Source organism: Enterococcus sp. AZ194 (genome assembly GCF_051713825.1).
Classification (GTDB): Bacteria; Bacillota; Bacilli; order Lactobacillales; family Enterococcaceae; genus Enterococcus_K.
Window position 1 is genome coordinate 381,456 of sequence record NZ_JBIOQR010000001.1, and the last position, 19,452, is coordinate 400,907.

Here is a 19,452-nt window from a genome sequence, read left to right on the forward strand (position 1 = left end):
ATGAGGGGCGTTTGTAAAAAATGCTATCGGTTGGAGAAATTGATTTTATTAAAAAATCTAGTAGTTTTGCATCAAAATTTACAAACAAACTTTTTTGAAAATTTGAAGTCGAAATGTATTTGAATCAAGCCAATTAGTGTAAAATAACTCATGTCCTGAATTATTCATACTTTTAAAAAAATAACGAAGAAAACCTTAAAACCAAATTTTAGAGAACTTGGCACCTAATTTTGAATCTATTCAGAAGAAAAATTGGATTCGAAACTTAATTCTGCCTTCATTTCTTGGGTTTCACTTAAAAAAGGGCACACTAGCCCCTTGGTAGCACTAAAAAATTTTTTTAAGGTCTATGTCAGTTTTTTGTAGGATAAAGCTGTAAGCCTTGTATTTTTTCAAGAACCTGCCAATAAAACACATCAAATACATTCGTGCTAGAAAGTTGAATAAACGTTCGCCTTGCATGAGAGACCACACGAGCTGCGATATGAAATAGACGGAAACGAATCGTACAGATGCTAAGCTTCTTTTGAGTTTCAGGAAAGACCAGTTGTTTCATACACTGCATTAAATTGTAAGCAACACTGCTTAAAAGCATCCGAAATGCATTCGCTGTAAACGATGTACTGTCCGTTTTATCGAAGAAAAAACCGTTTTTGATTTCTTTGATTAAATTTTCCATGGCACCACGGTTTTGATACATGGGGAAAATTTGTTTTGGAGATAACTCTATTAGATTGGTTACGAGAAATGCATGAGAAAACAGAAATTCTCCAGCGTTTCGAGTCGATTTGATCACCACGCGATAGGGATGTACCCAAGTATTCGGGCAATAGTTCTCTAACGTAAACCACTGGACTTCTTCTTTGGTGAAATCAGTCTCATCACTGTATAAGACAAGTTGTTCAGCGATTTTTTGCAGTTTTCGATTGGCTTTTAGTCGAATGATGAATTTGGCATGGTGTGTTTCACAAACTTGATAGACTTCAGGTTTGGCAAATCCACTGTCTCCTCGAACAATCAGTTCTAACTCCTTTTCCTGATAACGCTGAAGGATAGGCGCTAGAAAATCTTCGGCACCTTTTGAAGTATAGTCGCACCCTGCACGCAATTCAGCACCTAATAATGCGCCAGAAATGAGGTCAAAAGCTAATAGAGGATGATAGCCAGTGGTTTTATAATGGCCATTGTAAGTTGATTCTTCTTGTTTTCCATAAGTATCACAGTGCGTAGAATCGATGTCCAAAATCATTTGTCTTTGATTCGTTTGCTCGATTAAAAACGCACCGAGAGTTTGTGCTAAATGGTGTACGCCAGGCAGTTCTTCTTGACTGACCCCATTGATAAAACGAGATAACGTTGGCTGAGAGGCACAAAGCTTATCCAGTGCAAGTTGAAAAACAGGATCCTCTTTTAATGTGTTAGCCGCTTCATCTTTCTGATATCCGGCAATCAGTTGAAGGACCAATTGCGTAAATTGGTTCTTTAGCTGATGGGTACAATATTTCCTATTGTCTTGAAAAGCGACTGTTTCTTGTAAAAAATGGTCAAATTGGATTTTTTTCATAAATTCTTTCACAAGTAAAATGCCGCCATCTGAGGAAAGCCGACCACCATCGTTAGAAATTTCCAGTTTGGGATTGAATAAAAGGGATTGTTGTTGTAATGTAGACATGAAGAGCACACTCCTTGTTTTTGTTGGTTTTTGTCAACTTTACAATAACATAAAGTGTGCTCTTTTTGTGCACCTATTGGGTGAAATGAAAGAAATCTCAAACCCTTTGAGGTTCTTAGAGTCTTGAAACTTTCTAATGATTTTATGAATAATTCAGGCTAAATTTGAATAGTAATTAATTTCTATATTGATTGATTAAGTTAGGCTTAATGAGTGAGTATTAACATTTATGAAATCGCCACCAAAAAATGTTGACATCTAATAAATTCCCTACTATACTGTAGAGGAGAAAAAACTTAAATTAGGGCAACGGTGGTAGTTGCCGCGATGAGTATGTTACTGATAATGCAGGCAGAACTCAAATTACCTTGGGATAAATATACTATCCCCAGGTAGTTTGAGTTTTTTTGTTTGGAAGGAGGGAAAGTATGTTAATCAGTCAGATTTTGAACAATAATGTAGCCATTGTAAGAAAGGGAAGTAACAACGAAGCACGTGGAAATGAAATTATCGTTTATTCAAAGGGTGTTGCTTTCAAGCATAAGGTTGGTGATAACATCTCAGAGGATGAGATTCAAAAAACTTACGTTTTAGACTCACATGATAAGTTAGAACATTTCAGCTATCTACTTTCTAATACGAAGGATGAATATCTTCAAATTGTTACAAAGACGATTGAGTATGGAGAAGCTATCATAAATAAAAAAGTTTCTGATTATCTCTATTTAGCGTTATTAGACCATGTTGATTTTGCTATTAAAAGGTTGGAAAAAGAACAGATTGTAAAAAGCCCCTTAGATTGGGAGGTTCGTAAGTTTTATCCGGATCATTATAAGATTGGACTTTATGCGGTAAAACTAATTGAACAAACAACAGGTCTAGCTTGTCCGAATGAAGAAGCAGTATCAATTGCTTTACACTTTATTAATCTACAGACAAAAGAGAATGAAGATGACAATATGGTGCGAATGATGGAGGCAGTCAGAAATATATTATCGATTATTAAGTACCATTTTAAATTGGAGTTCGAAGAGGAAAGTATAAATTATGCTCGGTTAGTGACTCACTTACAGTATTTTATCATTCGAATGTTTAAGAATGAAGGGTATACATCAAATGAGACTGAGTTGAATAAACAGATTCGAAAACTATATCCAGAGGCGTTTAGTTGTGTTAATAAGATACGTATTTATGTCAGAGACACGTTCGAAAAGGAATTATCTGATGAAGAGGAGTCCTATTTGATGCTTCATATTCAACGTGTTACAAAACGAGAAGAGGAGAACTAATATGAAATATAAAGAATTTTGTGACCAGCTGATTGAATTACTCGGCGGCAAAGATAATATTCAAAGTGTAACAAATTGTATGACACGTTTGCGGTTTAAACTAAAGGATCGTGAAATTGCACGTACAGAAGAAATTAAGGATTTACCGGATGTGATCGATGTTGTTTCAAATGATGTCGCCTACCAAGTAATTATTGGGACTCAAGTCCAAGATATTCGTCCTGAATTAAACCAAATTTTGGGATTGGGTGAAGAAAATGCTGAAGCGAGCTCAGGTGAAAAAGAAAAGCCTGTGACGATGGCTTTACGGATACTCTCTGAAGCGATGGGACCAATTTTAGTTCCAATCATGTCGGCAGGTCTATTGGCAGGGATTTTATCACTGCTTTCATTGACTGGATTAGTATCTGCAGAAAGTTCAACTTATTTAATTTTAGATGCGATTCGTCAGTCTGTATTTTTCTTCTTACCTGTATTGATTGCGATTTCTTTTGGCCGTCAGTTAGGGGTAAATGAATACTTAGCAGTCACAGTTGCTCTTACACTGATGTCTGAAACAATCAATGGCGTTGCCGGGTTAGACTTTTTGGGGTTGAAACTACCTGAAACGACTTATTCTAACTCGTTCTTCCCGATTATTCTAAGTATCATATTTATGAAATATGTTGGAAAAGCCTTAGATAAAATCATTCCAAAAGCTTTACAGTATTTCTTTAATCCAGTATTGATTTTGATTATTACATTGCCTGTCACTTTAATCTTGTTTGGCCCTCTAGGAACTTACATTGGGGATGGGATAAACTTTATATTTGAATTTATTGGCAATACATTTGGTAGTTGGAGTGTAGTTATGTTGTATGCAGCGCTACAACCATTTTTGATTACGATTGGTGCAGGGAACTTTATTTTACCAATCTTTATGAATTCGTATGCAACATTAGGTTACGATCCAGTCTTTACTGCAGCGTGGGTTATTTCTGATATTGCTGTTTGTGGGGCTGTCTTAGGTTACTTCTTTAGATCAAAGGATCCAAAACAGAAACAATTATTTGGGACAACAGCCTTTAGTGCATTTATGGGTGTAACTGAGCCTGCAATCTACGGTGTGTTTGTAAAATATCGTCGTCCATACATTGCTGTTTTAATTGGTGGTGGACTAGGTGGACTATTCGCTGGGCTAATGAAAGTTGTCGGCTATGCACCTGTAGGTCTATTTGGAATTGCATCATTTATTGGTAAGGATAATTATAGAAACTTTTATATGATGGTGATTGCTGTCATTATCGGATTTATTGGGTCAGGAATTGTAGCCTACCTTCTAGGAATTCCAGATGATGAAAAAGTAGCAGCGAAGGAAGAATTAACATTAGAGTCTGATTCAAAAGAGGTTCCTAAACTAACAATAAAAGCTCCAGTAAAAGGCAAAAATGTTGTATTAAGCAATGTAAATGATAAAGCATTTGCCTCTTCTGCATTAGGAAAAGGACTGGGAATTGAACCAGAGGAAGATACAATTTATGCCCCGATTAGTGGTGAAGTAGTCAGCCTGTTCCCAACAAAACATGCGATTGGAATTAAGACAACTCACGGAATTGAAATATTGATTCACATTGGGATAAATACGGTAGAGCTTAACGGAAAGTATTTTGAATCATTTGTGCAACAAGGAGATATGATCACAATCGGACAGGCAATTCTGAAAGCGGATATGGCTAAAATTCGTGAGGAAGGCTACGACCCAGTCGTTATAACAGTTATTACGAATACTTCAGATTATTTAGATGTTTTACCAACCAACGATTTAAATTTAACTAATAAAGAAGATTGCTTAACAGTCGTCGTATAGATAAGGAGAGAAATAAATGACGAAATTATCGAAGGACTTTTTATGGGGCGGAAGTATCGCAGCGCATCAGTTAGAAGGGGCATGGCAAGAAGGTGGAAAAGGTCCAGCAATTATGGATTTTGCTACATCAGGGTCAGCTAACACACCTCGTGAATATACGAAAACAATCGAAGAGGGCAGACATTATCCTTCACATGAAGGAATTGATTTTTACCATCGTTATAAAGAAGACATTCAATTATTTGGAGAGATGGGCTTTAAAAGTCTGCGTATTTCAGTCGACTGGTCACGTATTTATCCAAATGGCGATGATGCTGAGCCAAATCAAGCGGGTATTGAGTTCTATCAAAATGTAGTTGATGAACTATTGAAATACAGAATTGAACCGATTATCACACTTTATCATTTTGAATTACCAATGAATTTAGTGACAACTTATGGCTCTTGGAAGAACCGGAAAGTCATCGATTACTATTTGAAATTTGTAGAAACTATGGTTAAAGCGCTGAAAGGAAAGGTCAAATATTGGGTTACTTTCAACGAAATGAATCATATTGATCCACAAACAGAAGCTTCGGATATGTTCACGTATATTTTAGCAGGACTGAAATATAGCGAACTAGAAGGGAATAAAAAAGAAATATTAGCCGTGGTCGGCTATAACATGACCTTAGCTGGTGTAAAAGCAACAAAATTAATTCACCAATTAGATGCAGATAGTCAAGTTGGTTGTGTGTTCGGTATTACGCCAACCTATTCAGTCGATTGCAATCCTACAAATGTTTTGAATGCATTTAAAGAAATGGATCGTGACTTCTACCAAGTGGATGCAATGTGTTACGGTGAATTCCCTAAATATAAATTGAGAGAATATGCAGATATGGGCATTGACATTGGGATGACTGAAGAAGATAAACAAGCATTCGCTGAAGGGAAATTGGATTACATTGGCATGAATTATTACATGTCTGCGGTTGCATTATATGAAGGTGGCGAAGCAGATGAAAGCTCATTCTTTGGTGGTGTTCATAATCCATTCTTGGAAAAAACTAAGTGGGGATGGGGAATTGATCCAGTCGGTATTAGATACTTATTAAACTATACCTATCGAAGATACGGACTCCCGATTATTATTTGTGAAAACGGGTTAGGGGCAGTTGATGAAGTCGGGGCAGACGGAATTGTTCATGATGATTATCGTATTGACTTTTTACGCAAACATTTGAGTGAGTTGAAAAAAGCCGTTGAAGAAGATAAAGTCGATTGTTTTGGTTACTTAATGTGGGGCCCGATTGATTTAGTTAGTGCGACAACTGGCGAGATGAAAAAACGCTATGGTTTTATTTATGTGAACAAACATGATGATGGAACAGGCGATTTATCAAGAAGCCGTAAAGATTCATTCTATTGGTATAAACAGTTAATTGAAACGAATGGAGAGGAGCTTTAAAAAATGAAAAAAGTATTTTTAGGGTTGTTTGTCGGGTTACTAGGATTGAGTTTAACCGCTTGTGGATCAGAAAATAATAAATCTGAAGCGAAAGAAAAAAATGATGAAGTGACTATTTACTTAATCAGACATGGAAAAACATTTTTCAATACAACAGATCAAGTACAAGGGTTTGCTGACTCACCATTGACTGATGTAGGGATTAGTCAGGCTGAGAAACTAGGAGAAGGCTTAAAGGATATCAAATTTGATTTAGCTTATTCTAGTGAACTGGGTCGCCAGAGAAATACAGCAAAATTAATTCTTTCTAAAAGTGAGCATAAAACACCAGAATTGCTTGAACATGATGGTTTCAAAGAATGGAATTATGGTGGCTATGAAGGAAAAACCAATGGTGAAATGTGGGAACCGATTTTTGAGAAAAATGGTTTGAAATTAGATGAGAACTGGTCTGACTATGAGAAGCTAGTTGAAAAAATAGGTGACGCAGGGATTGCCAATGCCATTGCTGAAAATGATCCGTTAAAAGCGGCTGAAACCTATGATGAAATTACTACTCGTGGACAAGCGGCCATGGACCAAGTGATTAAAGATGCAAAGAAGAAAAATGCTGAGAATGTGATGATTGTTTCTTCAGGAAGTATGATTCCAACAATCTTAGAGCTTATAGTTCCAGAAGAATATCAAGGTGAAGTATTAGACAATTGTAGCGTGACCATTCTTAAATATAAGGACAACAAATATTCTTTAGATGTCATTGGTGATACACAATACATAGAAGAATAATTAAATTTTTAATAGTGATAAATTAAGCAGTCTAAGCCAAGTTTCTGAGCTTAGGCTGCTTAATTCCTTATTTAGCTTGGTAGTTATATTCGTTGACAGGTATCTACAATAACTATTGACATATGAACGGGTGATCATATATTATTAACTTTTCATGTGATTGTAATGGGAATAATATAAATAGATAAAAATTGATGCTAGGAGTAATTTCAAGTTCAGTAGATAAGGGTGGTAGCTATGAATAAAGTTACAATGTTACTTGATAATATAACAAATAATCGAATGCTTAAAAATGGGCACGGCTTATCCATGCACATAGAGTTTAATGGATTAAAATTGTTGATGGATACGGGTCCAAACAAGAAAAGTGTTGAAAATGCGAAGAAGTTAGAAATCAGTTTGACTGATTTGGATGGCATCGTAATTTCACATGGTCATTCTGATCACACGGGTGGATTGAAGTTACCAGAATTATCTGAGCAAAAGATTTATTGTTCGCACGATATACATAATCCTAAATATCTAAAAATTTTGAATTTTCATAAGTATGTTGGCATGCCAAAATCGCTAGATAAGAGTAACTGGACGTTTATTTCAGCGACGAAAGAAATATATCCGAATGTTTTTCTCGTACCTTTGCGGAAGAAAACTAAAACAACAGCTAATTTGTATAAGTCAGTTGACGAGACCATTATTCTCGATGATTTTTCTGATGAAATGATTCTTGTATTGCAACATAATCAGGAGCTGACTATTTTTACTGGCTGCAGTCATCATGGAATTGTCGAGATTATCCAAGAGATAGAAAAGTCTTTTCCTACAAAGAAAATTAAACATGTAGTTGGTGGCTTCCATATGATAGGGATTCCTTATCTTAATAATTTAGGTATGGATAAAATTGAGGTGCAACAAATAGGTAAGAAGCTGAATAACCTATCAGTCGACCATTTTTACACCTGTCATTGTACAGGGATGAAAGCTTTTAAGTTGCTGAAACCAATCTTAAAAGACAAATTAAGTTATTTAGCGACAGGTGAATCTTTGCTGATTGATTAGCCAAGTAGTCATAGAATATCTCTCAAGCTGAAAAACTAAAGTTTCGATGCTACTTTACTCGTGTTTTCTTGAATAACGTGTGAAATAATGTGAAATATTCATCAAAAGTTCACATCCCATGAAAAACTCTGTAATCCTTGCCAGAGTAAGAATTATTAATTGTTGCTTGCTTGTTTTTTGTGTTTTTGTACCCCCCTGTTAGATATAGGGGATACATCCATGAGTGAGCGTTGCTCACTCATGGATAGGCGAACTCTTTACGAAGGGGCATTCGCTTGTGCGAACCCCTCCGCAAAGAGACGCCAATTGAGATGATTTTTCTCTTTTTATTTTTATCCTCCAACTCATCATTTATCACATTCGCTCCTTCTAGTGCCCCACACATCTTTTATTTTCCACTATTGTTGAAAACTTAATAACCATTCATGAATTGCTCGCTTGCTATATAAAACCATTCCTGAGTCCAATCGTATTTCTGGGCAGCCATGGGTTACCCAATCTTTTAATGTATTCACACTGATATCAAAATATTCAGCACAATACTTTTGCTTAACAATATCATGTTCTTCACGTGCATCTTCGATGGCTTGTTTGATCATCGTAAAGCAATTCTCCACGTTTTCTTTTTGCCAATCCAATAAAGAGCGTTCGACTTTCGACATATATTCATCTCCTTTCTTTCTAGGAAACTAATAACATTACAAATATATCTATAAGTATCTTATGACAACATAATAACGCTAATGGAAAATAATGTCAAATAGTTTTTTTAGTATTTTTTGTAACGCTTAAAGATTATCTTTTGCTTGAAAATTTCGTAATAAAGGATTATGATAAACTCGAGGTGAGGAATATGATAGAAAATTTCGGTGGAAATATTGCACGATTGAGAAAAGAATTTAATCTGTCACAAACAGAATTAGCAGAGAAAATCGGTGTTCAAAAGCAAACAATTTCAAATATTGAGCGAGGGAATCGTTACCCAACGTTTGAAACTATGGAAAAGATTGCTCAAGTTTTTCATGCAACACCTATCCAATTATTTGGTACGCCAAAAGAAATAGCGGTCTCTGAAACGACAACTATTTTGGATAGAATCGATACGTACGATCAGAAAGTTCAAAACATATTTAATCTTACGAAGATATTAGACCGTTATAAGTTAGATGAACTAAGCCAGATAGCTCAGTCACTAGAATATATTAATAGCTACTTTACGCCACGTAAACGATATGACGATCAAGGAGAGTTGCTTTTTGATGACACGGGTAAACCATTGATTGATCCCCCAATCTTTGACACGCTACCATTAGAAGAAATTGAAAGAGTAGCAAAAGATTTAGCGTTTATTCAACAAACATCAAACACAACAAAAAATAATTAATTTGCTTTCCTATGTGCCCCACACATATAAGGAGAGTTTTAGAAATGGATATTACAAAGAAAATAAAAGAATATAAGACTAAAAAAGGTGATAAGAGATTTATTTGTAAAAATGCCTATATAGGTACTTATTATGACGGTACACAAAAGATTACCAATATTCGCGGAAGAACAAAAACAGAAGTAAAAAATAAATACTCCAAGTTACTATATGAGTTTAATCCAGAGGAAAAAAAGAAAACGGAAAAACCGATAAATACCTTTAAGGATTTATATGATTTGTGGTTACCTCAATATAGAAAAGGAGTGAAAGAGTCCACTTATCGAGGAACACGTAAGAAAATTACAAACTATGTATTACCAGGTCTAGGAGAAACAAAGCTAAAAGATATGAATGTATTATCATTGCAAAAATATTATGATGGTTTTATGGCTGAAAACGGTACAAAATATTATCATCAAATCTTACAAATTGTATCGAAAATTATCCGCTATGGAGTGAGTATAGGACTGCTACAGGATGACCCAACAGAGTATGTTATAAAACCCAAAGTGGTGAAAAGAAAGAGAGGACGTAATTATCTTACGAAAGAGGAATTAAAAAAACTTTATGACTATCTGGATCATTTAGAAGGACATTATATTAATGAAGTTCAGAAGATAGTATTTCGACTATTGGCTCAATCAGGAATGAGGATAGGTGAATGTACAGCTTTGAATTGGTCAGACATAGATTTCGAGAAACATACAGTATCGATTACAAAGACATTTACCTTTACCGATGAAGGTTGGGTAGTCGGAACACCAAAAAATGTAGCATCTAATCGAGTGGTCATAATAGATGAAGACACAATAGAAAGGTTATCCTCATTTAGAAAGAAGCAAGAGGATTATTTCACTACTGTTGAGAGAAAAGATACCTCTCATATATTTCTTTCGAGGAATGGCAAGGTCCTCCATAATGGAAGTATTTATGATATGTTGAAAAGAATCACTAAAAGTGCAGAGTTACCCGATATCAATACGCATGGGTTGCGCCATACGCATGCAACTCTTTTATTCGAGAGTAAGGCAACTGCTAAAGAAGTTCAAATTCGACTAGGGCATTCTAGTATTAAAACAACATTGGATACCTATACTCATGTTGGAGAAGACATCAGTCAAAAGACGGTAGATACGTTGATGGATTATTTAACTGAATAGGCAACTAAGTCAAAAACTAAGTCAAACCCGATTTTATTGCTTTTTTAGAAATGAAAAAACACCCAAACCCTTGATATAAAAGGATTTGAGTGCTTCGTAAAACATCTTAAAGTTTTTTGTTGTAGAATTCAACGATTAGAGATTCGTCGATTTCAGGATGTAATTCGTCACGCTCTGGTAAACGAGTTAATGATCCTTCCAACTTTTCAGTGTCAAAGCTTACGAATGCTGGACGACCAACAACCGCTTCAACTGCTTCTTTAATTGTTACAACGTTTTTAGATTTTTCACGGATAGAGACCACTTGACCTACTTCTACGTGGTATGAAGGAATATCAACGCGTTTTCCATCAACCATTACGTGACCATGGTTAACTAATTGACGTGCTTGACGACGAGTAGTTGCTAAACCTAGGCGGTAAACAACGTTATCTAAACGTTGTTCTAGTAAGATGATGAAGTTAACCCCGTGTTTACCTTCTTTAATTTTGCTAGCTTTTACAAAAAGGTTACGGAATTGACGTTCGTTCATTCCATAAGTGTGACGTAATTTTTGTTTTTCAGCCATTTGCATACCGTATTCAGATAATTTTCCACGGCTATTTGGTCCGTGTTGACCAGGTGCATATGGGCGACGTTCTAGTTCTTTACCAGTTCCTGATAGAGAGATTCCTAGACGACGTGATACTTTCCAAGATGGGCCAGTATAACGAGACATTTAAAGTTCCTCCAATAAAATAAGTTTTTTTGGAGTAAAATAATCCGTTGAACAATTCATATTCGTACAGTTTGTTCTTCAATCTTCACCTTTTGCAGCCGTGGTTACTAATTGAACCCTAAACGGGGCAACAAACTGGGGACGAGCTATTATTCTTCTGCTGCATTATTTTACACAATCATTAGTATACGTCATTTTTCGAAAGAAAGTCAAGTGATTTCTGGTGTAAATCAACCACTATTTTTTCAGAAAAAATTGTCAGTTTTCAAAAAAAACTTTACAAATTAAGGTTTCCTCTTTAAAATATAACTGAAGCTTTGTGTTATAGAAAAGGAGATAAAAACATGAACCCAGTGTCACCCTTATTTGAAAAGATTGATTCTTCTATAGAAAAGAAAGTTAATCTAATCGAAAATAGTTATGCCCGCTATGCCGTTCGTGCTATGTTGGCTTGTTTGTTTTTAACATTAGGTACGGCGATTGCATTTGCTATTGCGATGAAAGCTGAGTCAATGGTCCATGGTTTAGGAAAAATTCTTTACGCCTTTATGTTTAGTTGGTCGCTTGTTATGATTTTATATATGAACGCAGAATTAGGAACCTCTAATATGCTTTATATGACGGTAGGTGTTTATCGTAAGAAAATTAATTTATCGATGGCTGCTAAGATTTTATTTACGTGTATTTTATTTAACTTAATCGGTGGGGTTGTTTTTGGTTATCTTGTGTCGTTAACGGCACCTTTCCAAAATTTACCCATGGATAATTATATGTATGAAGGAATCGCTGCAAAATTAGGTAAGTCAACGATTCAAATTTTGGTTGAAGGAATATTTGCTAATATTGTGGTAAATACGGCTGTGTTAGTGAGTATGAGAATGAAGGATGATGCAGGGAAAATTGCTGCGATTGTGTTTATTATCTTTATCTTTGCCTTCTTGGGATACGAACACGTGATTGCCAATTTTCCGGCATTCACGTTAGTCTATGCTGCCTCAAACGGTGGTCTTGCTGCAATGACTGTAGGAAGTGTTGCCCACAATCTGGTTTTCGCTTTAATCGGAAATTATATTGGTGGTGGTTTAGTGATGGGTCTTGGTTATGCGTGGCTAAACAATTCAAAATCAAATTATGTAGATTAATCAGCGAAAGTGGTGTGTGTTTGTGCACCACTTTTTTCTGTTTTGGAGGAAGATCAAATGAACCCTTTAATTTTTCCACGTAATCCTGAACAAGCAGTTCCTATGGAAAAGTATATGAAAAATCATTTTCCTTTTGCCGGCGTTCCAAAGCCTGAGCAACGAGACTTGGAAAAGGCCTATTTAAAAGCAAGCTTAACTTGGTCTCTGCCTGAATTATTGCAGACGATTCAAGAAAATTATCAAAAAGTGGAACGAGAGTATCAATATTATGCGATTGACTTGGCTTCAAAAAATGTCAAACGTCTATCGTTAGAATTTATGGAGGCGCTCCTTCTTTTATTAGGGGAAAAGAGCTGGTGGGACAGTATTGATGCATGGCGCAAGGTCTATAGTGAGTGGGTCAAGCTTAATCCCTCTGAACTTTCAACTGTCTATGATTGGTTTTATGGTCATGAGAATTTTTGGTATCGACGAATAGCGCTTAATTTGCAGTTGAAATATAAGGAGCAGACCAATCTTGACTTATTGAAAAAAGCCATTCTTTATGATAAGTATACAGATGAGTTCTTTATTCAAAAAGCAATTGGTTGGGCGTTAAGAGAATATACTAAAACAGATGCTACGTGGGTAATCGAGTTTTTAGCAGAAGAAATACTGAGCCCGCTTGCTGTGCGAGAAGCGAGTAAGCATTTATAGTACCCAAACCTAAACATTGACAACAAATAAGTATGGATAAGAAAGAGAGACGGAGTTAGTTTATGAAACGAAAATTATTTGCCTTTGATATTGATGGAACGTTGCTGAATAGTAACAAAGAGGCGCTAGATAGCACAAGAGAAGCGTTAGAGATTCTACGAGAAAAAGGACATTTAGTCACGGTTGCGACAGGTAGAAGTCGTTTTCATGCGCAAGACGTATTGAGAGACTTAGCGTTTAATAACTATATATTATGTAATGGAGCGGCGGGGTTTCTAAATCATCAACAAGTCTATCAAAATTTGTTAGACCGCAACGAGTTGTCAACATTTGTTGAAGAAGCTAATGAGCTGGAGATTGATACGGCTTATGTAGGCTTAGATACGTCAAGACGCTCCACCTCAATTAATATAGCTAAGATGGATGAGGCGATGAAATCTTTTGGCGCATCATTGCCTAAGTTAGATCAATTTTTTGTTGAAGAGGAAGAGGTTTATCAAGCATTGGCATTTTATGATCAGTCGTTTGACAATCGTTTTTCCGATAAATATAAAAAAATTCGGTTTGTTCGCTGGCATGAAAATAGTGTGGATGTGGTCCCATATAATGGCTCAAAAGCTACAACAATTTTAAACTTAGCATCAAAAGTCGGTATTGCTAAAGAAGATGTTGTGACGTTTGGTGACGGAGAGAACGATCGTGAAATGCTTCGTTCATTTGGTATGGGGATAGCGATGGGCAATGCTAAGCCTGAAATTCAAGCAGAGGCAAAACTCGTTACAGATACCAATGACAATGATGGCATTTGGAAAGCATTAAAAGAATTAAAAGTGATCTAAAAATGGAATCTAATCTAATGATAGAAGATTTAAGTGAGTGCTAGTAGAAATTTCTGAAGCGCATCAGCATATAAAGCGGTCAACTCCCAAGTTTGAAAGGGAGTTGACCGCTTTTGGTTTAAGAGCTTAAAAACATTTAGAACATGCGGTTAAGCCTCGGTTTAGGGCTTCTGAAAGAGTCGCTTCGTAATAGTCACCGTTCCCACATTTGTGAGTATGGTATTTCTTTCCTGTTCGGGTGACCATCACTCGCTCTTCTGCTTGGTTAGCAGCCGCTGCAGCTTGTTCTTCTTGTCGTTGGCGTTCTTGTTCGGCTTGAGCAAGCTGCTCTTTTTCTCTTTTTTCTTGTTCTTGTTTTTCTTTTAGTGCCTGTTCTTCTTTTTGTTTGACTGTTTGCTGTACGGCAGCGACACGTTTGGTGAGGCCGTCGTCTTTTGCTGGTAATTTCGCAAGTGCCTCAGAAGCAGAACGACACGCATCATTAGATGGCGTCTTTTCTGCGGCTTCGACAGCCTTTGTTGCCTCAGCATAGAGTTTGTCTTTGGTTTCTTTTTCCTCTACTTTTGGTTGAAGTGATGCGATGCGTCCAACTAAGTCTTTTTTATTTAAACTTGCTAACTCTACTTGTTTTTTTGCTTCATCAAAGTCTTTTCGCGCAAGACTTTTTTCCGCAGTTTCAACGGCTTGATGAATATCAATATTCTCTTTAACCGTTGTTAATCGTTTCTCATGGTCGTCATAGGTTTTGCTTAATGATTCAATAAGTGTTGCTGCCTCGTCGTAATTGACCTGGTTTGGTTCAGACTCTGCAAGAGCCAATGCAGTTTCGGCTTTTTCTAAGGCTTCTTTTTCTTTTCGTTCTTCTTGTAACATGGCCACAAATTCTTTTGAAGGTGTTACAACGATTTTTTCATCCTTGATTTCTTTTTCAATGGTGGCTTTTAAAACATAGGTATGTTCGCTTTCACTATCCAATTGGACGGTTTCTGAGAACGTTCCTTTTTTATTTTTGATTTCTTGACCATCCAAAGTAAGTTTGGCCTCTTCACTTACCTCTCCCTTGATAGTCGCTGTTCCTTGATTGTCAGTTGTTATCTCAACGGCATCAACAGAAAGCGTCAATGGTGCAGGACTTGTTATTGCGCCGACAACTAAAACAATCGCGCTAGCGGCTAAAGCAATGCCCGGAATTTTTTTTGGTAATTTGCGAAAGAAGGAAAATGCCAAAACGCCTAGACTACCAATAACTCCTAATACTCCCAGTAACAAAATAATTTCACCCATAAAACACATACCCTCCTAATTAAAATAATTCCTCTTATTATAACATGAAGTTTGAATGTTTTGAATGCCCTTTCTCGTTATGGAATACCTAGATGAGTAGAGAATAGCTTATCTATACCGTTATTTTTTGCGAGCTATTCTAAAAATCAGACAGATAAGTCAGGGATAGAGATATTCAATGAATTCAAGGAGCAGGCATCGGTCGTTTCCTTCAGAATAGTTTTTCTTCCCCACTTTCTCTAACGCTTTGCTGCCTTGGCTTTTCTTTCTTTCAAAAAACAACTATAATAGAACAAGATGTGAATAGAAAAGAGGAAATAGTGTGCGTTTACTATTTATTGGAGATGTTGTAGGTTCTATGGGTCGTCAAATGGTGACTGATTACCTACCAAAAATGAAAAAGAAATACCGTCCACAAGTGACGATTGCGAATGGGGAAAACGCGGCTTCTGGTCGTGGTATTACGGGGAAGATTTATAAAAAATTCCTACAAGATGGTGTGGATGTGGTCACACTCGGAAATCATACTTGGGATAATCGGGATATTTTTGAATTTATTGATGAGGCCAAGAAGATGATTCGCCCTGCCAATTTTCCAGAAGAAACACCTGGACAAGGGATGGTTTTTGTAAAGGTCAATGCTATTGAGCTTGCGGTAATTAATTTACAAGCGAGAACCTTTATGACAGCGATTGATGATCCGTTTAAGAAAGCGGAAGAGCTGGTCAATATCGCAAGAGATCGGACGCCGTTTGTTTTTGTTGATTTTCATGGCGAAACAACGAGTGAAAAACAAGCAATGGGCTGGTTTTTAGACGGCCAGGTATCGGCTGTTGTGGGGACGCATACACATGTTCAAACCAACGATGCACGCATTTTACCAAACGGCACTGCTTTTTTAAGTGATGTTGGAATGACAGGCCCTTATGACGGAATTCTTGGAATGAAACGAGAAGCCATAATCGAACGCTTTATCACAACCTTACCTCAACGTTTTGAAGTGGTTGAACAAGGTCGTGCGCTTTTATCTGCTTGTGTGATTGATATTGATGAGCAGACTGGAAAAGCGACTTCGATTGTACCTATTCAAATTAGTGAAGATCGACCATTTTCCGAATAAAAAGGAGTAATTATGGACGCGTTAGAAAAAGAAGCAGCCGTGCAAGCGGCTTTAGATAAATTGAGTGAGCTGTTAGCCGACAATGAAATCATTCAGCAATATCAAGCGCTTAAAGAACGGGTAGAAAAAAATGAACATTTGGCCACGCTAGTTGAACAAATCAAACAATCTCAAAAAGAGGCCGTTCAATTTGCTCATTATGATAAGCCTGAAGCGGAGCGTGTAGCGATTAAGGAAGCCGCGAGACTAACAGAGGAATTCAATCAACATCCGTTAGTTTTAGCGTATCGAGAACAGTTGGTGGAAGCCAATGATTTGGTTCAACATTTGACGGATTACATTCAACGAAGAGTGAATAAAGAAATAGAGGGGGAGTCAATTTATGCCTCAAAAGACTAAAAATACTCCAATGATGGAACAATATTTAAGCATCAAGGCTCAATACCCGGATGCTTTTTTATTCTATCGTTTGGGGGATTTCTATGAATTGTTTTATGAAGATGCCGAAAAAGCGGCACAAATTTTGGAGCTAACCTTAACGAGTCGTAACCGAAATGCCGATGACCCGATTCCCATGTGCGGAGTGCCTCATCATGCGGCGCAAGGTTACATTGATACATTAATCGAAAAAGGCTATAAGGTTGCTATCTGTGAACAGGTGGAGGACCCGAAAACGACTAAAGGTATGGTCAAGCGTGAGGTTGTTCAATTAGTCACACCCGGAACCGTGATGGATAGTAAAGGTTTGTCTGCCAAAGAAAACAACTTTTTAACAGCTGTTGTTTCTTCGACGGAAGGGTTTGGTTTTGCCTATGTTGATTTGAGTACCGGCGAACTGAAAACAGCTGTTTTAACAGATGAAGAGGCGGTGCTAAACGAAGCTTCGGCCTTACAAACCAAAGAAATTGTTTTGGGGAGTTCACTTTCTGAGTCTCTTGAAAAACAATTACATGATCGTTTGGGTCTGGTTTTTTCCAAGCAAGATGAAGCTGTAGAAAATGCGGAGTTTAGCTTTTTAACTAGTGAATTAACTAATCCTTTAGAAAAAGAAGTTACCGGAAAGCTCCTAACTTATCTTTCTGTGACACAAAAACGTGGCTTGGATCACATTCAAAAAGCCCAAGAATATCAGCCAGACCATTTCTTGAAAATGGACTTTTATTCAAAATTCAACTTGGAGCTAAGTCAATCTATTCGTACTGGCAAAAAGCATGGAACGTTATTATGGTTGTTGGATGAGACCAAGACGGCGATGGGCGGGCGTTTGTTAAAACAGTGGTTGGATCGTCCGTTAATTCAACAGAAACAGATTTTTGTCCGACAAGAGATGGTTGCTTCGTTAATTGCGGCCTACTTTGAGCGAATTGACATTCAAGGTGCTTTAACTAAGGTTTATGATTTGGAACGCTTAGCCGGTCGAGTGGCATTTGGAAATGTGAATGGTCGTGATTTGATTCAGTTGAAAACTTCATTAGAACAAGTGCCGATGATTCGTGAGTTGATTGCAGGGATTAACCAAGGGCAATGGAATGATTTGTTATTGGACATGGAACCAATGAATGAGCTAGTTGAACTAATTAACCGAGCGATTCGTGAAGAAGCCCCTTTGCAGATTACAGAAGGCAATGTGATTAATGATGGGTTCAACGAGCAGCTAGATGCTTATCGAGAAGCGATGAAAAACGGCAAGCAGTGGTTGGCTGAGCTTGAAGCAAGAGAACGTGCAGAGACGGGAATTAAGAATTTGAAAGTCGGATTCAATCGCGTATTTGGTTATTATATTGAAATCACCAAATCAAATTTGGCTAACCTTGAAGAAGGCAAATACGATCGAAAACAAACCTTAGCAAATGCTGAACGTTTTATTACGCCTGAGTTAAAAGAGTTGGAGACGCAGATTTTAGAGGCGGAAGAAAAATCCGTTGACCTTGAGTATCAGCTGTTTTTAGGGGTGCGCGAAGAAGTGAAAAAGGCGATTTCTCGCTTGCAAAAATTAGCTAAATCCTTGAGCGCGGTTGATGTGCTGCAAAGCTTTGCGACCATCAGTGAACAGTATCAATATATTCGACCAGAAATGAAGAGTAATGGAAAAAATCTACAAATTATTGAAGGTCGACACCCAGTTGTTGAGAAAGTTTTAGGGCATCAAGAATATATTCCAAACAGTGTGCATATGAATCCAGATGAAATGATCCAATTGATTACTGGGCCGAATATGTCTGGGAAAAGTACTTATATGCGTCAGCTTGCCTTAACGGTGGTGATGGCACAAATGGGCTGTTTTGTTCCTGCAGAATCAGCGGAACTACCGATTTTTGATCGGATATTTACACGTATTGGCGCAAGTGACGATTTGATTGCTGGTCAGAGTACCTTTATGGTGGAAATGATGGAAGCTAATCAAGCGTTACGTCATGCAACGCCTAACAGTTTGATTTTGTTTGACGAGTTAGGGCGAGGAACCGCAACTTATGATGGGATGGCATTAGCACAGGCAATTATTGAATATATCCATAAAGAAGTGCGCGCCAAAACGCTCTTCTCTACACATTATCACGAGTTGACGGTTTTAGATGAGGCCTTGTCTCATTTGAAAAATGTCCATGTTGGTGCGGTTGAAAAAGACGGTGAGGTTGTCTTCTTGCATAAGATGATGGATGGTCCAGCAGATAAAAGTTACGGCATTCATGTAGCAAAAATTGCGGGCTTACCTACTAATTTATTGTCGCGAGCGGCAACGATTCTTAAAGCTTTGGAAGAAGGTAGCCATAGTCAAAGTCATAGCCAAAGTATTTTACCTGAGAGCGCGAGAGACGAAGAAGAGGATAGCCAACAGCTGTCACTCTTTACAGAGATATCCACAGAAGAAATTGGCGTAGTGGATACGCTCAAAAAGCTGAATTTATTAGAGATGACACCAATGGACGCATTAAATACATTGTATGACCTTCAAAAACGAATCTAGAAA

17 protein-coding genes are annotated in these 19,452 nt (G+C 37.2%); 13 read left to right on the forward strand and 4 right to left on the reverse strand.

All coding sequences use genetic code 11. From position 1 onward, the window contains the following. Nucleotides 1-352: 352 nt before the first annotated feature. Nucleotides 353-1,672, reverse strand: coding sequence for an IS1380 family transposase (locus IGI37_RS02060; protein WP_438759486.1), 1,320 nt, complete (start codon nucleotides 1,670-1,672; stop codon nucleotides 353-355). 428 nt (nucleotides 1,673-2,100) lie between these two features. Here IGI37_RS02060 and IGI37_RS02065 point away from each other — a divergent pair, with 428 nt between their 5' ends. The 5 genes from IGI37_RS02065 (at nucleotide 2,101) to IGI37_RS02085 (ending at nucleotide 8,099) form a co-directional block, all read left to right on the forward strand. Continuing rightward, nucleotides 2,101-2,961 carry a PRD domain-containing protein gene (locus tag IGI37_RS02065; RefSeq protein ID WP_438759740.1) on the forward strand — a complete coding sequence of 287 codons (861 nt, stop codon included), beginning with the start codon at nucleotides 2,101-2,103 and terminating at the stop codon, nucleotides 2,959-2,961. A 1-nt stretch (nucleotide 2,962) separates the two neighbouring features. Further along, a complete protein-coding gene (locus IGI37_RS02070; RefSeq protein WP_438759741.1) occupies nucleotides 2,963-4,807 on the forward strand; it encodes a beta-glucoside-specific PTS transporter subunit IIABC in 1,845 nt (614 codons plus the stop codon). Nucleotides 4,808-4,823: 16 nt separating this feature from the next. After that, the gene (locus IGI37_RS02075) at nucleotides 4,824-6,257 is read left to right on the forward strand and encodes a family 1 glycosylhydrolase (RefSeq protein WP_438759742.1); all 1,434 of its coding nucleotides are present in this window, start codon (nucleotides 4,824-4,826) and stop codon (nucleotides 6,255-6,257) included. A 3-nt stretch (nucleotides 6,258-6,260) separates the two neighbouring features. Next, nucleotides 6,261-7,043, forward strand: coding sequence for a histidine phosphatase family protein (locus IGI37_RS02080; protein WP_438759743.1), 783 nt, complete (start codon nucleotides 6,261-6,263; stop codon nucleotides 7,041-7,043). Nucleotides 7,044-7,280: 237 nt separating this feature from the next. Then, nucleotides 7,281-8,099 (forward strand): MBL fold metallo-hydrolase, encoded by an 819-nt coding sequence (locus IGI37_RS02085; RefSeq protein ID WP_438759744.1) that lies wholly within the window; start codon nucleotides 7,281-7,283, stop codon nucleotides 8,097-8,099. 398 nt (nucleotides 8,100-8,497) lie between these two features. Here the strand turns inward: IGI37_RS02085 and IGI37_RS02090 are convergent, their stop codons facing one another. Further along, nucleotides 8,498-8,761: a DNA-binding protein gene (locus IGI37_RS02090; RefSeq protein WP_438759745.1), complete on the reverse strand. Its 264-nt coding sequence runs from the start codon at nucleotides 8,759-8,761 to the stop codon at nucleotides 8,498-8,500. 191 nt (nucleotides 8,762-8,952) lie between these two features. On the opposite strand from IGI37_RS02090, the gene IGI37_RS02095 reads away from it, so the two are divergent. Together IGI37_RS02095 and IGI37_RS02100 are read left to right on the forward strand one after the other, a co-directional pair. Then, nucleotides 8,953-9,483: a helix-turn-helix transcriptional regulator gene (locus IGI37_RS02095; protein WP_438759746.1), complete on the forward strand. Its 531-nt coding sequence runs from the start codon at nucleotides 8,953-8,955 to the stop codon at nucleotides 9,481-9,483. Nucleotides 9,484-9,527: 44 nt separating this feature from the next. Beyond that, entirely contained in the window at nucleotides 9,528-10,685 is a 1,158-nt protein-coding gene (locus IGI37_RS02100; RefSeq protein WP_438759747.1) for a tyrosine-type recombinase/integrase, read from the forward strand. Between the two features lie 106 nt (nucleotides 10,686-10,791). On the opposite strand, the gene rpsD is transcribed toward IGI37_RS02100, so the two are convergent. Continuing rightward, nucleotides 10,792-11,403: a 30S ribosomal protein S4 gene (gene rpsD, locus IGI37_RS02105; protein ID WP_438759748.1), complete on the reverse strand. Its 612-nt coding sequence runs from the start codon at nucleotides 11,401-11,403 to the stop codon at nucleotides 10,792-10,794. A gap of 344 nt (nucleotides 11,404-11,747) precedes the next feature. On the opposite strand from rpsD, the gene IGI37_RS02110 reads away from it, so the two are divergent. From IGI37_RS02110 to IGI37_RS02120, 3 genes are all read left to right on the forward strand, one after another. Beyond that, entirely contained in the window at nucleotides 11,748-12,545 is a 798-nt protein-coding gene (locus tag IGI37_RS02110) for a formate/nitrite transporter family protein (protein ID WP_438759749.1), read from the forward strand. Between the two features lie 57 nt (nucleotides 12,546-12,602). Next, nucleotides 12,603-13,241: a DNA alkylation repair protein gene (locus tag IGI37_RS02115; RefSeq protein ID WP_438759750.1), complete on the forward strand. Its 639-nt coding sequence runs from the start codon at nucleotides 12,603-12,605 to the stop codon at nucleotides 13,239-13,241. 62 nt (nucleotides 13,242-13,303) lie between these two features. Next, nucleotides 13,304-14,080: a Cof-type HAD-IIB family hydrolase gene (locus tag IGI37_RS02120; RefSeq protein ID WP_438759751.1), complete on the forward strand. Its 777-nt coding sequence runs from the start codon at nucleotides 13,304-13,306 to the stop codon at nucleotides 14,078-14,080. 126 nt (nucleotides 14,081-14,206) lie between these two features. On the opposite strand, the gene IGI37_RS02125 is transcribed toward IGI37_RS02120, so the two are convergent. After that, on the reverse strand, nucleotides 14,207-15,364 hold the full coding sequence (locus tag IGI37_RS02125; RefSeq protein ID WP_438759752.1) for a hypothetical protein: 1,158 nt from the start codon (nucleotides 15,362-15,364) through the stop codon (nucleotides 14,207-14,209). Nucleotides 15,365-15,686: 322 nt separating this feature from the next. Here IGI37_RS02125 and IGI37_RS02130 point away from each other — a divergent pair, with 322 nt between their 5' ends. The 3 genes from IGI37_RS02130 to mutS are packed head-to-tail and all read left to right on the forward strand — an operon-like array spanning nucleotide 15,687 to nucleotide 19,449. Next, nucleotides 15,687-16,484: a TIGR00282 family metallophosphoesterase gene (locus tag IGI37_RS02130; RefSeq protein WP_438759753.1), complete on the forward strand. Its 798-nt coding sequence runs from the start codon at nucleotides 15,687-15,689 to the stop codon at nucleotides 16,482-16,484. 12 nt (nucleotides 16,485-16,496) lie between these two features. Beyond that, a complete protein-coding gene (locus tag IGI37_RS02135; RefSeq protein WP_438759754.1) occupies nucleotides 16,497-16,883 on the forward strand; it encodes a YlbF family regulator in 387 nt (128 codons plus the stop codon). 13 nt (nucleotides 16,884-16,896) lie between these two features. Next, on the forward strand, nucleotides 16,897-19,449 hold the full coding sequence (gene mutS / locus IGI37_RS02140) for a DNA mismatch repair protein MutS (protein WP_438763563.1): 2,553 nt from the start codon (nucleotides 16,897-16,899) through the stop codon (nucleotides 19,447-19,449). Nucleotides 19,450-19,452 lie beyond the last annotated feature (3 nt).